This is a genomic window from Candidatus Baltobacteraceae bacterium, assembly GCA_036489885.1.
Classification (GTDB): domain Bacteria; phylum Vulcanimicrobiota; class Vulcanimicrobiia; order Vulcanimicrobiales; family Vulcanimicrobiaceae; genus JAFAMS01.
Genome location: DASXEW010000003.1, coordinates 539,829 through 552,878 on the forward strand (window position 1 = coordinate 539,829; position 13,050 = coordinate 552,878).

General features: G+C 60.8%; 16 protein-coding genes and 1 tRNA gene. 10 read left to right on the forward strand and 7 right to left on the reverse strand.

The genetic code is table 11. The features are described from left to right. Window positions 1–11 precede the first annotated feature (11 nt). Window positions 12–983, forward strand: a complete 972-nt coding sequence (gene dctP, locus VGG22_08515; protein HEY1728400.1) for a TRAP transporter substrate-binding protein DctP — start codon at window positions 12–14, stop codon at window positions 981–983. On the opposite strand, the gene VGG22_08520 is transcribed toward dctP, so the two are convergent. Beyond that, window positions 980–1,201: a hypothetical protein gene (locus tag VGG22_08520; protein ID HEY1728401.1), complete on the reverse strand. Its 222-nt coding sequence runs from the start codon at window positions 1,199–1,201 to the stop codon at window positions 980–982. The two genes, dctP and VGG22_08520, sit on opposite strands and share 4 nt — an antisense overlap. 86 nt (window positions 1,202–1,287) lie before the next feature. Here VGG22_08520 and VGG22_08525 point away from each other — a divergent pair, with 86 nt between their 5' ends. After that, the gene (locus VGG22_08525) at window positions 1,288–1,545 is read left to right on the forward strand and encodes a GlsB/YeaQ/YmgE family stress response membrane protein (protein HEY1728402.1); all 258 of its coding nucleotides are present in this window, start codon (window positions 1,288–1,290) and stop codon (window positions 1,543–1,545) included. A gap of 265 nt (window positions 1,546–1,810) precedes the next feature. Beyond that, window positions 1,811–2,191 carry a DUF805 domain-containing protein gene (locus tag VGG22_08530; GenBank protein HEY1728403.1) on the forward strand — a complete coding sequence of 127 codons (381 nt, stop codon included), beginning with the start codon at window positions 1,811–1,813 and terminating at the stop codon, window positions 2,189–2,191. A gap of 211 nt (window positions 2,192–2,402) precedes the next feature. Here VGG22_08530 and VGG22_08535 read toward each other — a convergent pair whose 3' ends face one another. The 6 genes from VGG22_08535 to VGG22_08560 form a co-directional block, all read right to left on the reverse strand. Then, window positions 2,403–3,284, reverse strand: coding sequence for a hypothetical protein (locus VGG22_08535; GenBank protein ID HEY1728404.1), 882 nt, complete (start codon window positions 3,282–3,284; stop codon window positions 2,403–2,405). Continuing rightward, window positions 3,284–3,652, reverse strand: coding sequence for a hypothetical protein (locus VGG22_08540; protein ID HEY1728405.1), 369 nt, complete (start codon window positions 3,650–3,652; stop codon window positions 3,284–3,286). Before VGG22_08540 ends, VGG22_08535 begins: the two co-directional genes overlap by 1 nt. Before the next feature lie 91 nt (window positions 3,653–3,743). Continuing rightward, entirely contained in the window at window positions 3,744–4,334 is a 591-nt protein-coding gene (locus VGG22_08545) for a hypothetical protein (protein ID HEY1728406.1), read from the reverse strand. A gap of 30 nt (window positions 4,335–4,364) precedes the next feature. Next, window positions 4,365–4,451 (reverse strand) — tRNA-Leu (locus VGG22_08550). Between the two features lie 43 nt (window positions 4,452–4,494). Further along, complete coding sequence (locus tag VGG22_08555; GenBank protein HEY1728407.1) at window positions 4,495–5,676, reverse strand: MFS transporter; 1,182 nt, start codon at window positions 5,674–5,676, stop codon at window positions 4,495–4,497. A 32-nt stretch (window positions 5,677–5,708) separates the two neighbouring features. Next, window positions 5,709–6,578 (reverse strand): oxaloacetate decarboxylase, encoded by an 870-nt coding sequence (locus VGG22_08560; GenBank protein HEY1728408.1) that lies wholly within the window; start codon window positions 6,576–6,578, stop codon window positions 5,709–5,711. Between the two features lie 68 nt (window positions 6,579–6,646). On the opposite strand from VGG22_08560, the gene VGG22_08565 reads away from it, so the two are divergent. The 7 genes from VGG22_08565 (at window position 6,647) to VGG22_08595 (ending at window position 13,012) form a co-directional block, all read left to right on the forward strand. Then, window positions 6,647–7,594, forward strand: coding sequence for a trypsin-like peptidase domain-containing protein (locus VGG22_08565; protein HEY1728409.1), 948 nt, complete (start codon window positions 6,647–6,649; stop codon window positions 7,592–7,594). A 7-nt stretch (window positions 7,595–7,601) separates the two neighbouring features. Beyond that, window positions 7,602–9,104, forward strand: a complete 1,503-nt coding sequence (locus VGG22_08570; GenBank protein ID HEY1728410.1) for an MmgE/PrpD family protein — start codon at window positions 7,602–7,604, stop codon at window positions 9,102–9,104. After that, window positions 9,104–10,282: an MFS transporter gene (locus VGG22_08575; GenBank protein HEY1728411.1), complete on the forward strand. Its 1,179-nt coding sequence runs from the start codon at window positions 9,104–9,106 to the stop codon at window positions 10,280–10,282. The genes VGG22_08570 and VGG22_08575 overlap by 1 nt, the downstream gene beginning before the upstream one ends. A gap of 18 nt (window positions 10,283–10,300) precedes the next feature. Further along, on the forward strand, window positions 10,301–11,002 hold the full coding sequence (locus tag VGG22_08580; protein HEY1728412.1) for a 2OG-Fe(II) oxygenase: 702 nt from the start codon (window positions 10,301–10,303) through the stop codon (window positions 11,000–11,002). A gap of 14 nt (window positions 11,003–11,016) precedes the next feature. Continuing rightward, window positions 11,017–11,421 (forward strand): VOC family protein, encoded by a 405-nt coding sequence (locus VGG22_08585; GenBank protein HEY1728413.1) that lies wholly within the window; start codon window positions 11,017–11,019, stop codon window positions 11,419–11,421. 209 nt (window positions 11,422–11,630) lie between these two features. Then, complete coding sequence (locus VGG22_08590; GenBank protein HEY1728414.1) at window positions 11,631–12,233, forward strand: RNA polymerase sigma factor; 603 nt, start codon at window positions 11,631–11,633, stop codon at window positions 12,231–12,233. After that, window positions 12,230–13,012: a methylated-DNA--[protein]-cysteine S-methyltransferase gene (locus VGG22_08595; GenBank protein ID HEY1728415.1), complete on the forward strand. Its 783-nt coding sequence runs from the start codon at window positions 12,230–12,232 to the stop codon at window positions 13,010–13,012. Before VGG22_08590 ends, VGG22_08595 begins: the two co-directional genes overlap by 4 nt. The last annotated feature ends 38 nt before the right edge of the window (window positions 13,013–13,050 follow it).

Consider the following 13,050-nt stretch of genomic DNA (forward strand, 5'->3'; position numbering starts at 1 on the left):
CGCCTGAGGCCGTGAAACGGGCTACCGTTATCGCTTCGCTCGCCGCGATCTTCGCGACGCGAGCGAAGTCGTTCGCGCAAGTCAGCTGGTCGATGGCCACCGACTATCCACGCGATTCGATGTCGGGCGCGGGCATCGTCGCGTTTACGGAAGAGCTTGCGCGTGCGAGCCGCAACGAGTTAACGGTTTCGCCGGCCTTCGACGGCAGCGGTGTCAAAGCGTCACAGGCGATTGCCGCGATCGGCGCTGGCAGCTTGCAAGCCGGCGATGTGTTCGGCGGCGTCGTGGGCGCAACCGATCCGATTTTCTTGCTCTCGTCGCTGCCGTTCTTGACGACGTCGACGGCCGATGCGCGGCGACTCTACGAGATCGCGCGCCCTACGTATGAGGCGACGTTCACGCGACTCGGTCATCGGTTGCTCTACGTCAGCCCGTGGCCGCCGTCGGGGATTTGGGCAAAGATTCCGGTCCGCGAACCGAGCGACGTCGCGCAGCTGCACATCCGCACCTACGACGCGACCAGCACCACTGTTATGAACGCGCTCGGTGCGCACGCGCAATCGCTAACGTTCGGCGAAGCCATGCCGCTGCTCAAAAGTGGCGCGATCGATGCCGTGCTTTCGTCCGGCGACGGCGGCGCGGGCCGGAAGCTCTGGGAATACTTCCCGGTCTACACCAAGCTTGAGTACGCGTTCCCGCTCAGCTTTGCGACGATGAACAAAGGGCTCTACGACGCGCTCGAACCCAACCTGCGAGCCGCCGTCGATGGGGCCGCCTCACACACGCAGATGCGGCAGTGGACGGCGATCGAAACGCGACTTGCGCGCAACGAAGAAACGATGCGCGCCAACAACGTCACGATCGTCGGCGACGTTTCACCGGCGCTGCGCAAACGCGCAGCCGTTGCTGCCGCCGACGCGATCACCGCCTGGAAAGCCCAGGTCGGTGCGCCGGGTCGCGCGATACTCGACCGCTTTAGCTAGCGCTTACGCTTTTTCGCGGCTGACTTCTTCAATTTTCGGGGATTGTCGAGCGCGACTTCGAGAGCGGCAGCGCCGGCTTCGACCATTGCGCTGACCTCTTTCGCCGCGCGGCTGACTTTGCGAACGGTTCGCGTTGTTTTCTTTGCAGACCCGAGTGCGCGCTTTAATGTTGGTTTTGCGCGCTTTGCGGCTTTCCTTGACTTCTTCTTAACTGCCATTTCATGGACACTATGCCCGGATCGTGTTTGGTTATAGCCTTACCTGGACAACTATTTTGGAGCCGTTTTCAAATGGAGTTAGCTTTATGAGCATTCTCGCATGGCTAATCGTCGGGCTTATCGCCGGCATTTTGGCAAGATGGGTCGTTCCGGGTGAGGGACCCGGCGGGATTATCGGCGACATCATCATCGGAATCATCGGCGCGTTCATCGGCGGATGGATCTTCAACTTGTTCGGTCACGCCGGCGTGACCGGCTTCAACCTCTACAGCGTGCTCGTCGCATTCGTCGGCGGAATCGTTCTGTTGTACATTCTGCGCCTCTTTACACGACGGACCGTATAGAGTTACTTCGTCTCCATGTGCTCGACGCCGTCCCATGAGACGGCCTCGTGTCCAACAGCCATGATCGCGCACCTATCTCGGAAATAGACCGCGGGTTTATCGGCCGCGTTTTGCCCAATCGGGGTGAAAAGTCGAAGTGCTTCCGTTTAGGCCCGCTGGCGGGCAAGGAATGTCGAAACACAGGCTGCCGCGTCTTCGTACCAACGACATGATCGATGCACGCCCGGTGCGTGCCGCCTAAATTCGTCTGGAAGGAGCGCTGCTCATGACCCTGCCGCAAGCGATCAGGAGCGCCTTCGCGCGCTGGCTCATGTTCAGCGGACGCGCCGGCGGCACCGAATACTGGTGGTTCGTGCTCTTTGGGACGATCGTGTTCGGCCTCGCAAGCCTCCTCGATCATGCGTTGTTTGAACGCGATGCGCTCTTCTGGGCCATCTCGCTCGTGTTCCTGATGCCATACCTCGCCGTCGCGGTCCGTCGCTTGCACGACACCAACCGCAGCGGCTGGTGGCTGCTACTGATCTTTGTCCCGCTAGTCGGCAACATCGTTCTGTTGATCTGGTTTTGTACGCCCAGCTCGTCGGGGCCCAACCGGTTCGGCCCGATGCCGGGTGCGATCTTGGATGGAGTCGTGGCGGCCCGCTGACGGTTGAACCGATTGTCGTGCTGACGGCTCTGGCGGGCATTATCGTTCCGTCGAACTGGCGCATCACCGCGACCGCGTTAAACGATTGCTCAATAACGCTTGGGGCTCCGGACCAGAATTTGCAATCCCTATGAGCGTAGCCCGGATTTAGCAATCGCCTACAAGGCATCCCATAATTCGGTCTTGGTACCTTCGCGAGAGTGAACTGACCCTACCGGTTCTTTTTTCGGAGATCAATCAACGTCCGCATACCCTCTGCTCCGGCCAGGCTCAGTGCGGCTTCGATCGTTGCGACTCGCTTGGCAGTCTTCGGAAAAGCACTCGTCAGCATGACGATCGGATATGCGTCCTCCGTGCAGCGAGGATAAGAAAGAAGCCTATTGTCGATCGGCTGCGCGTCTCTTAGCGCGAGCGTCGGAAAGTCGAAGAAATCGAGGTTGCGCTGCGCTTTGTATTCTGTGACGTCAGCGACCAAAGCGAACGTGTCCGCCGCCAAAGGGCCAGTCATGAGATAATAGAGCGCGACACCCACCTCGACTGGCCCGCGAATCGCCAGCGGGTTCAGCATCCCGAGCCAATTGGTGCGCATGAAGCGCATGAGTTCAGCGACCCTCGTCAGCGGCTGGTCGGCCAGCCCAGGAACGCCATGAAAGACGCGCCACCCGAACACGTCTTCGGCGGAGAAGCGTGGCCGCGCCTCGGTTCGCAATGTCATCTCGGAGTTTGCGCTCCCGAGAAAAGACAAGACGAGGTAGCCCACCAACTCCCCTGACTCCGCGGACGCGGCCAGAATGTGAACGTCATCGCTCCCACCGGGGCACCACCATTCGCACTCGACGCCGTGCTGACCGACCAACGCCGAATCGACCTCGCCGTACATCAGCCGGTTCGCCAGCCGGTAACGCCGGATGGTTGCCAACTGGGTCTGGTCGAGATGCCCTTGCCGCAGCGCAACTACGACGATCCCCGCGCGGCGCCGCACGTACAAAGCCTCCGGGTGGGGAGCCGCGAAAAGCTCCGGTAGACGATCGCTCTTCGCCTTCGCTATCAGGGCGTCGACGAACATCTCATCCCGGTCGAGAGGCGCTCGCACTAATGGTGGTGCGTTTTGGAACCGCCCTTTGTCGGATGCCAGTCCATGACGAGTTCCGAGATGTGAGCTGCGACTCTTTCCGGATGGTGCCCGGTGAGCTCTTCGTATTGCTTATCGAACCACTTCTCGAAGTCGTCGTCTTCGTCGTGCCCCTTCAAGGTGGTATGGATATCGTCGGACTCTGCGTAAACGACGAACAGCTCGACAGGCCATTGCTGGTGGAATACCTGAAATCGTTTATAGCCGCGAGCCAACATCCGCCGCTTGAAGTGGCCGGACTCGTCATGCAGTAGTGCTTCAACGAACTTCCGCGCATCGGCGCCGTTCTTGCCGCTCGCGACGGGCAAGGCAAAAGCGATCGAAGACATGCGTTAACACCCTCTCCACAAAAACGGTGAAGGCATTAGGCTCCACCCGCATATTTAAGATTCTAGCAAGCGGAGCGGTTGCTGTCTATCCTCAAAAAAAACCAGATGGACCAATGAAACAGGCGCTTGCCGTAACGCTCGGCCGGGAGACCGTGGTGCTTCTAAACGACGCTATTGCTGAGCGAGTCGAGCGCACGTTCCATGCGGGCGAGGCGCTGGTCTCCGCTGGGCACGCCCCGGCGGGAGGTGCAAGTGCGGCTTCAGCAAGCTCTTGCATACCTTTAATAGAGAATCGGCGCGTACTAAAGTGATCGGTTAAAACAATCCTAGCCCCATTGAAATCCGCGACGCGGTCCTTTCCGGCGTCACGCCATTTAGCGTCCTCGAAAATCCGCTCGAAGACTCGCCGGCTCGCCTTCCCGTAGCAGACGATCAGTTTTCGATCGTTCTTACTCAAGACGTCGTGAATTAAGCGAATTCTTTCCGGAAGCATTTGCGCTTCGTACTCATCTCGCGTATCAAATCGTCCAAATTGCTTGTCGGCATTTGTGAAGGACTCGTCGCTTTGCGATCGATGTCCCCATTGCGTCGGATCCGCACCGACGCCAACAGCCGACCTAGGCGCTGTCCCGGAATTTTTTCCGGTGCTCGCCTGTCCCAAATTTTCGACGTCGAAAATCAAAATATGGGTCACAGCGAACGCTTGGACGTTTGGTGCCCAGAAAGGGACTCGAACCCCCACGACCTCGCGGCCACAGGTACCTGAAACCTGCGCGTCTACCAATTCCGCCATCTGGGCACGGACAGCCGCCCGTAGTTAGCCGGGCTTAACCCGTCCGCCTTTAGCCCAGTGAGGCTCGCTCGCGCAGCTCGGCCGCCGCAAACGCGCGGCGTGCAAGCACTGCGGGAAAAACACCGATTGCTGCCAGCACGGCGATCAGCCACCATGCTGACGAGAGTCCGTACGCATCCGCAAATGCGCCGAATGCGAGCGGCCCGGCTGCGCCCGCGAAAAAAACGGCCGTCAGTCCGATCCCGATTGCGCTGCCCGCAAGGCGCGCGCCGCCGATCTCCGCCATTGCGGCCGCAAAGAGTCCGTTCCAACCCGCTCCGGTGAACCCATAGAGCAGCGCACTCGCGAACAGCACGAGCGTCGCGCCCGGTGCCGTGATCGCCAAACCTGCGGCTGCAAAAACCAGCAGGCCGCACGAAAGCGCGATCGGCATGACGCGATCACCGCCGAAGATGACGTCGCTCGCGCGTCCCCACACGAGCCGCCCCATCATCGACGCTGCTTGCGCAACGATAAAGACACCGGCGGCAAGCGTGATCGACACGTGCGCGCGATTTACTGCGGTGAGCGCCAGAAATCCGACCATGGTCTGCTGCGCGATTGCGAGCAGCGCGCACGTCGTCGCAAGACACAACATGCGCGGATCGAGCACGATCGAACGAATACCGCCAAAAACTTGATGGAAGCGCGGTGCCGGAAACGCATCTTCCGATGCGTCGTGATAGAGCGTCGCCGCACCGGCCGTTAGCACGAGCGCTAAAATTGCGCCGCCGAAAAGGGCGGCGCGATAGTTCCAGTGCGTTGCAAGCAGCGGCAGCATGACTCCACCGACCATCGCACCGATCGGTACGCCCATCTGACGAATGCTCATTGCGAAACCGCGATCGCGGGTGAACCAGGTGAGGATTGCGCGTCCACCCGCGGGCGTCATCGCGCCGTACGTCAAGCCCATGATGAACAGCCATGCGATCATTGCGCCGTACGTGGACATCAGCGCCGCCATCGTGAGCGTGAGGAATATGCCGACGCCCGCGAAGATCGTCATGGTGCGCTCGCCGAAGCGATCGACCGCCATGCCGCCGAGCGCAACCGTGAACGCCGAGCCGAGCATGATCAGCGTGAAGGATGCGCCAAGCGCTGCTTTGTTGATGCGGAAGTATTCAACGATGAACGGCGCGAGCGAACCGTAACCTTGCTGCACGACGGCGCCGCCGATTTGGGCGGCCGTCATGATGGCCAGTGCGCGGTAACGTCCGGAGTGTTCTATCGTTGTTGCGCGCGCGTGTCGATGGCGAGCGTCTCGGAAAGTCCGAGAATCTCGAAAATCTCGGTCGGTCCCAACCCGACGGACGTGTGTTCGTCGGTTCCGGTCTTCTTGAATTCGCGAACCGCGGCTTGCATCGCAGCGATCGCCGCGCGGTTGAGAGCGCCGGGCCAAATCGCGAATTTGAATCCGAGATCGCGCACCTGATCGACCGTCAGCATCGGCGTCTTGCCGTTGGCAACGACGTTGAGCAGCATCGGCCCCGGTGCTTCATTTATGATGCGATCGATTTGCTCCATGCTGGTCGGCGCTTCCAGAAATCCGACATCGGCGCCGGCAGAAAATCCGATCTTGATCCGATTGAGCGCGTCGTCAAAACCGTTGACGGCATTCGCATCGGTGCGCGCGATGATCACGAAATCTTTATTGTAGCGTTCGCGCGTCGCAGCATGAATGCGCGCATGCCACTCGTCGAGCGAGCAAACGGATTTGCCCTCGAGGTGACCGCAGCGCTTCGGAAACGTCTGATCCTCGATGTGAATCGCGGCAACCCCGGCTTGCTCATATAGATGCACGGCCCGAGCAACATTGATCGAGCCGCCGAACCCAGTGTCGGCGTCGGCGATCAGCGGCACGTCGATCACGCCCGCAATCATGCGCGCGTTCTCGATCATTTCGGTCATCGTAGTCAGACCGAGATCGGCGTGGCCGAGCCGGCTGCCGGCAGTGCCTGCTCCCGTCATGTAGAGTGCGGGAAAGCCTTCGGCGTTGGCGATGCGAGCAGAGTAACCGTCGAAAACACCCGGCGCCCAGATCAGCGGCGTCGTTTGCATCAGCTCGCGTAAGCGTTCCGGTGCGTTGACTAACACATGGACGCGTTGCGCGGTGAGGCAAGCTGAAACCTTCGCGTCCGCTGCGCGGTTTTCAGCATCCCAACGTGCCTACCGTTCTTCAAATCAACGACCCTTATTCCGAGACCGTCACGCATGCGGTCGATATCGCCAGCCCATCGGTGGTCGGCATCGACGTCACAACCGGAGGCGGCCGTTCCGGCTCCGGATCCGGCTTCGTCATCACTCCGGATGGCTTCGCGCTGACCAACAGCCACGTCGTTCACGATGCAAAACAACTTGCTGTTGCGACGATCGACGGCCATCGCTACGAAGCGCAGCTGATCGGTGACGATCCTGCGACCGATCTCGCAGTCATTCGCATCGCGGGCAACGATCTTGCACACGCGACGCTTGGCGACTCCGCGACAATTCGACCCGGGCAGCTCGTCGTTGCGCTCGGCAATCCATATGGCTTGCAGACAACCGTGACCGCCGGTGTGGTCAGCGCGCTGGGACGCTCGCTCCGCTCGCAGTCGGGGCACTTGATCGACAATGTCATTCAAACCGACGCGGCGCTCAATCCGGGAAATTCGGGCGGTCCGCTCGTCGACGCACAAGGACATGTCATCGGGGTCAACACGGCGATCATCGCGTGGGCGCAAGGCATCTGTTTTGCAACGGCGATCAACACCGCCAAACAGGTCAGCGCGCTCTTGATACGCGACGGTCGCGTGCGGCGCGGTTACCTGGGCATTGCCGGCGCCGATCTGAAGCTGCCGCGTTATCTCGAGCGGCTGCTCGAGCTCGATGATCCGCGCGGCGTGGTCGTCCATTCCGTCGAGCGGCAAAGTCCGGGCGCGAAAGCCGGTTTGCAGGACGGCGACGTCGTGCTTGCGCTCGCGGGCCGGCGCACGGCCGGGATCGACAGCCTGCACCGAATTCTCACCGAGATTCCGCTCGGGGAATCGACCGCGCTCGACGTCCTTCGGAAAAACGAACGCGTCCGTCTTCAGATCACACCAGTAGAAGCCCAACCCCGCGTCGCAAACTAAGGGCGCAGTGCGCCGCTACACCATCCGAGTCCATCCTTCACGCGAGCGGTTGCCGTTGCGGCAGCAGCTTGCATACCGTCTCGCGCTCATCGCGACCGCCCGTCCAAAGCTCGATACGGGCGCGGTTGGCACCGTTGTCGACCGCATCATCGACGACGTCGCCGTTTCGATCGCCGCGATCGATCGGCATCCGGTTGCTAGCGCACGCGCGCAAGCCTTCGCGCATCCACGTGAAGGCGGTGCGACAATCTGGGGCGCCGGCGATCGCCGCTACGAGTGCGAGTGGGCGGCGTGGGCAAACGGCGTCGCAACCCGCGAGCTCGATTTTCACGACACGTATCTCGCGGCGGAGATGGGACATCCCGGCGACGCGATTCCAGCCATCATCGCCGTCGCGCAACAAATGCGCCGCGGCGGCGATGACTTGGTGCGCGGGATTCTCACGGCTTACGAGATCGACGTCGCGCTCATTCGCGCAATATCGCTGCACCGTCACAAGATCGATCACATCGCACACCTTGCGCCGGCAACCGCTGCCGGCATCGGGACGCTACTGCAGCTTTCGCCCGACGTTATCTTTCACGCGATCGGTCACGCGCTGCACGTAACGACCACGACGCGGCAGTCACGGAAAGGCGAGATCAGCTCCTGGAAAGCCTACGCGCCGGCCTTCGCCGGAAAGATGGCGATCGAAGCCGTCGATCGCGCAATGCGCGGCGAGACGTCACCGTCGCCGATCTACGAAGGCGAAGACGGCATCATTGCCTGGATGCTCGACGGTAACGACGCGCGCTACGAGATCGAGCTTCCCGACGACGATGAACCACGCCGTGGGATTCTGGAGACGTTCACGAAGGCACACTCCGCTGAATATCAGGCGCAAGCGCTGATCGACCTCGCGCTACGCATGCGTAAGCGTATCGGTGACGTCGGGCGAGTCGCAAAGGTCATCTTGCGTACCAGCAATCATACGCACGTCGTGATCGGCAGCGGCTCCAACGATCCGCAAAAATACGATCCGCAGGCCAGCCGTGAAACACTCGATCACAGCGCGCCCTATATCTTCGCGGTGGCTCTCGAAGACGGCAAGTGGCATCACGTCGACTCGTATACGCCGCAGCGCGCAAGTGAGCCGTCGACGCTACGCTTGTGGCGTTCGATCGAAACGGTCGAGGATCCGGAGTGGACCGAACGCTACCACATCGCCGATCCACGACGCAAAGCATTCGGCGCTCGTGCCGAGATCACGCTCGACGATGGCCGCGTGGTCGAAGACCAACTGCTCGTCGCGGACGCGCACCCGAATGGCGCGAAGCCGTTCGCACGCGAAGAGTACCTTGCAAAGTTTGCGACGCTGACCGAAGACCGCGTCGATCCGGGTGAAAGCCGCCGCTTTCTCGACGTCGTTCAGCGCCTACCGGCGCTTGACGGCGCGGGTGTCGGTGCACTGAACATCCGCTGTCTGCCCGGCATCATCGATCGTACACACGTCGACTCGGGAATTTTCTAGTGCTCGTTCGGCTGGCGCCGATTCTCGGAATCACGTTCATCGATATCCTCGGCTTCTCGATCCTCATTCCACTGCTGCCGTATTTCGTGAAGCACTTCGGCGTCGGCGACGTCGTCGTCGGCTTTCTCTTCACTGCCTTTGCGCTGACGCAATTCATCGGCAGTCCGCTTTGGGGCAATCTCAGCGACCGCATCGGACGCAAGAAGGTGTTGATCATCAGCCAGGTCGGCGCGGCAATCGGTTGGGGAATGCTCGGATGGGCGCCGACGATCATCTGGGTCTTTGTCGCGCGCATCGTCGAGGGAATCTCCGGCGGGAACATCAGCGTCACGAAAGCTTACGTCGCCGATCTCGTCGAGCCGGAAAAACGTGGGCGCGCTTTTGGCTATATCGGGGCAACTTTTAGCGGCGGGCTGATTTTTGGCCCGGCAATCGGCGGATTTCTCGTCGACCGCTATGGATTCTCGGCACCGTTTTACGCAGCGGCCGCATTGCAGATCGTGACGCTGATCGCGACGATCATCTTTTTACCGGAGTCGCTATCAAAAACTGAAGAGACGACGCCGGCTACGTTCCCCGAGATCGTGCGCTCGCTGAAGGATCCGCGCGTCGCGCCGGTCTTGGTTCAAGATTTGTTCAACTCGATGGGCCTCTACGGGTGGTTCAGCGTGTTCGCATTGATTGTCGGCGCACAACTCCACTTCGGCCCCGGCGACACCTCGCGGATGTTCTCCGTCTTCGGCGTGTTCAGCGTCATCATGCAAATCTTCGTCGTCGGCCGGCTCACCGACACGCTCGGCAACCGTATGATGTCCAACGCCGGATTCGCCTCGTTGATCATCGCATTCGGCTTCGCGCCGTTCATGCACAATTTGTGGGGAGCCGCGCTACTGGTTGCGACCTTCTCGTTCGGTATGTCGCATGTCAATGCGACGATTCCGGCACTCCTCACCGAGGGCGCACCGGCAAACATGCGCGGAACGATCCTGGGCAGCGCGGCATCGCTCGAAGCCTCAGCGGGCATCTTCATGCCGCCGATCTCGACGGGCGTGCTCGGGACCGTCGGAACCGCCGGGCCTGCTGCGATCTCGGCGTCGTTCGTCGCGATAGCACTTGCGCTCGGGATTCGAGCGCAACTCGCAGCGACACCCATTGCCAACGCAACGCGCGCGGAGTGAACGGTGTTGGCCGGCTCTATGCAGCACCGCGTTTCTGAGCTCGATTGGAGCGAGCTCGAGCGAGCGCTTTTCACCGACGGGTACATCCTCGTGCCGGACGTCATCGACGCATCTACATGCAACGACGTGGCCGCCATGTATACGAGCGACGATCTCTTTCGCAGCCGGGTGCACATGGAAGCACATGGATTCGGACGCGGACAGTATCGCTATTTCCGGTATCCGCTACCGGAACTGATTCAATCGCTGCGAGAGGAGCTGTACACGCGCCTCGCGCCGATCGCAAATCGATGGATGGCAGCGTTAAAGTTGCCGGACCGCTTTCCGGATTCGCAGCAAGCGCTCTTCGATTTGTGCGCTGCTCGCGGCCAGACGCGTCCGACGGCTCTCTTGCTCGCGTACGAAACGGGCGATTGGAACGCGCTGCACCAAGATCTATATGGCGAGATCGCGTTCCCGTTTCAGGCAACGGTCTTCCTTAGCCGTCCGGGCAAAGATTTCACGGGCGGTGAGTCCGTCCTCGTCGAGCAACGTCCGCGCTTACAGTCGCGTCCCGAGGTGATCGTCCCCGAGCTGGGCTCGATGTTAATCTTCGCGAATCGCTATCGGCCCGTTCAGGGGAAGAATGGCACGTACCGCACAATCGTGCGGCACGGCGTCAGCCGGATCAGGAGCGGGCGCAGATACGCTCTCGGAATCATTTTTCACGACGCAGAGTAAGGGAGTCCATACGAATGAAGCTGGTGCCGTACGTTTTCTTCTACGGACGCTGCGAAGAAGCGCTCGAGTTCTACAAGACCGTGCTCGGCGGCGACTACGAGCTCTCCAAGAACGACGAAGGGCCGATGGCCGATCAAGTTACGCCTGATTTCAAAGGTAAGGCGATGCACGCGACGTTTACCTCGGGCGATCTGACATTCATGGCCTCCGACGGGATGGGCGGCAAAACCATCGATCCGGAAGCCGGTAACATAACGCTGTGCATCGAGGCCGACGGTCGCACCGACGGCGAGCGTATCTTCGAATCACTTTCGGCCGGAGGCAAGGTTAAAATGCCGTTCGCAGACGCGTTTTGGGGCGGCCGTTTCGGCGCGTTCGACGACCGTTTCGGGATCGAGTGGTATGTAACGTCGCCCTAGCCGGCGATGCAACGCGATGGCCTCGGCTCGTGTTTCCTACGCATTCAACCCGTCCACACAAGGAACACCCCGATGGTCAACCTTCTCGATGTTGCGATTTTCGTGACTTTTATCGTGATCTTACTCCAACTAGCACGTCCAGGATCCCCGCGCACGCAAGACGTCCAAGTCTGGACTGACGACGTCGAACGCCGCATGCTCCGCTAACGATGACGGCTGCGCTTTCGAGTTTCGAACCGGTAACCTCAGTCGACGAAGTCGGCGAGTTGCTTGCTCACGCGCTCGCCGACGACGTCGACCTGGCGTTCGAACAAGTCGTGCGCACGTATCAGGATCGCATCGTGAGCGTCGCGGCCCGTGCGCTCGGCGACCGTCAGCGCGCGGAAGAGCTCGCGCAAGACGTCTTCGTTCGCGCGTACCGCGCGCTGCGGACATACGATCGTCCGCGAATTCGCAAGCTACGTTTACGTTCGTGGTTATATGCGATCACACTCAATCTCATTCGTAACGCGGTTCGCGGTAAACGCTTGCGCACCGTCGGGCTCGAACGCGACGACGGCAGTCCACGGCCGATCGCCGATCCGAAGCCGACTCCGGAATCCCAAGCCGAGATTCGTGAGGATTGGCAATACATCGGAGGCGCGGTCGCGCAACTCTCGCCGAAGCTGCGTGACGCCTTCGTGTTGCGCTATGTGGAAGAACTTTCATACGACGAGATCGCGGATGCGCTCTCGCAACCCGTCGGAACGGTCAAGGCGAACGCGCATCGCGGGCTGATGAGCGTCCGCGCTTTCCTGGAGGAACAATCATGACGGAACGTCTTCGTCAGTGTCTCGACGACTTTCGCGCGAACACGCAGTGCACGGCATCGCCTGAGTTTACATCGGCGACACTCGACCGGCTGGGACTCGCGGATCGTTACACGACCCTCGAAAGCGTAATCGGTCCCGTGTACGTTGCTTGGAATCCGCGCGGGGTCTCCGCCGTTCGACAGGCCGATGGTACGGAGGCCTTCGAACGCTGGTTCCGCAAGCGCTTCACGCGCCGCGCGCTCCCGGCTGAAAACATTCCGTCGATCGTTGAGGATGTGCGGCGCGCGCTCGCCGGTGAAGACGTGAAGCTCGACATCGACTTGCGTGACTGCACGCCTTTCGAAGCAGCCGTCTTGCACAAAGCGCAAGAGATTCCGAGCGGCCATGCCCGTCCGTATGCGTGGGTCGCACGCGAGCTGGATAATCCGCGCGCAGTGCGTGCCGTCGGCAGTGCACTCGCGAACAATCCTGTGCCGCTCTTGATTCCTTGCCATCGCGTCGTGCGCAGTGACTACGCTACGGGCGAATACGTTTTCGGCTCCGCAAAGAAACGGGAATTGCTCGAACACGAGGGCTTGCACGTGCATGAAATCGAGGAGCTCGCGAAGCGCGGGATTCGCTACATCGGTCAACCGCAAGACAATTGCTTCTGCTTGCCGACCTGCGGACCGGATTTGATCGCGGATCACAATCCGGAACATGTCGAGCTGCACAGCGTTGATGAGGCGTTGGCAATGGGTCTCGAACCGTGCGCGACATGCCGTCCGATTGCGGCCTAGCGCACACATTCGTAGACAGGTCAGACAACCACGCATGA

Bases quoted from the DNA above. Each gene is read 5' to 3' on its own strand.
- VGG22_08520 (HEY1728401.1), bottom strand. From the start codon at position 1,201: ATGGCAGTTAAGAAGAAGTCAAGGAAAGCCGCAAAGCGCGCAAAACCA.
- VGG22_08525 (HEY1728402.1), top strand. From the start codon at position 1,288: ATGAGCATTCTCGCATGGCTAATCGTCGGGCTTATCGCCGGCATTTTG.
- VGG22_08530 (HEY1728403.1), top strand. From the start codon at position 1,811: ATGACCCTGCCGCAAGCGATCAGGAGCGCCTTCGCGCGCTGGCTCATG.
- VGG22_08540 (HEY1728405.1), bottom strand. From the start codon at position 3,652: ATGTCTTCGATCGCTTTTGCCTTGCCCGTCGCGAGCGGCAAGAACGGC.
- VGG22_08555 (HEY1728407.1), bottom strand. From the start codon at position 5,676: ATGACGGCCGCCCAAATCGGCGGCGCCGTCGTGCAGCAAGGTTACGGT.
- VGG22_08580 (HEY1728412.1), top strand. From the start codon at position 10,301: ATGCAGCACCGCGTTTCTGAGCTCGATTGGAGCGAGCTCGAGCGAGCG.
- VGG22_08585 (HEY1728413.1), top strand. From the start codon at position 11,017: ATGAAGCTGGTGCCGTACGTTTTCTTCTACGGACGCTGCGAAGAAGCG.
- VGG22_08590 (HEY1728414.1), top strand. From the start codon at position 11,631: ATGACGGCTGCGCTTTCGAGTTTCGAACCGGTAACCTCAGTCGACGAA.
- VGG22_08595 (HEY1728415.1), top strand. From the start codon at position 12,230: ATGACGGAACGTCTTCGTCAGTGTCTCGACGACTTTCGCGCGAACACG.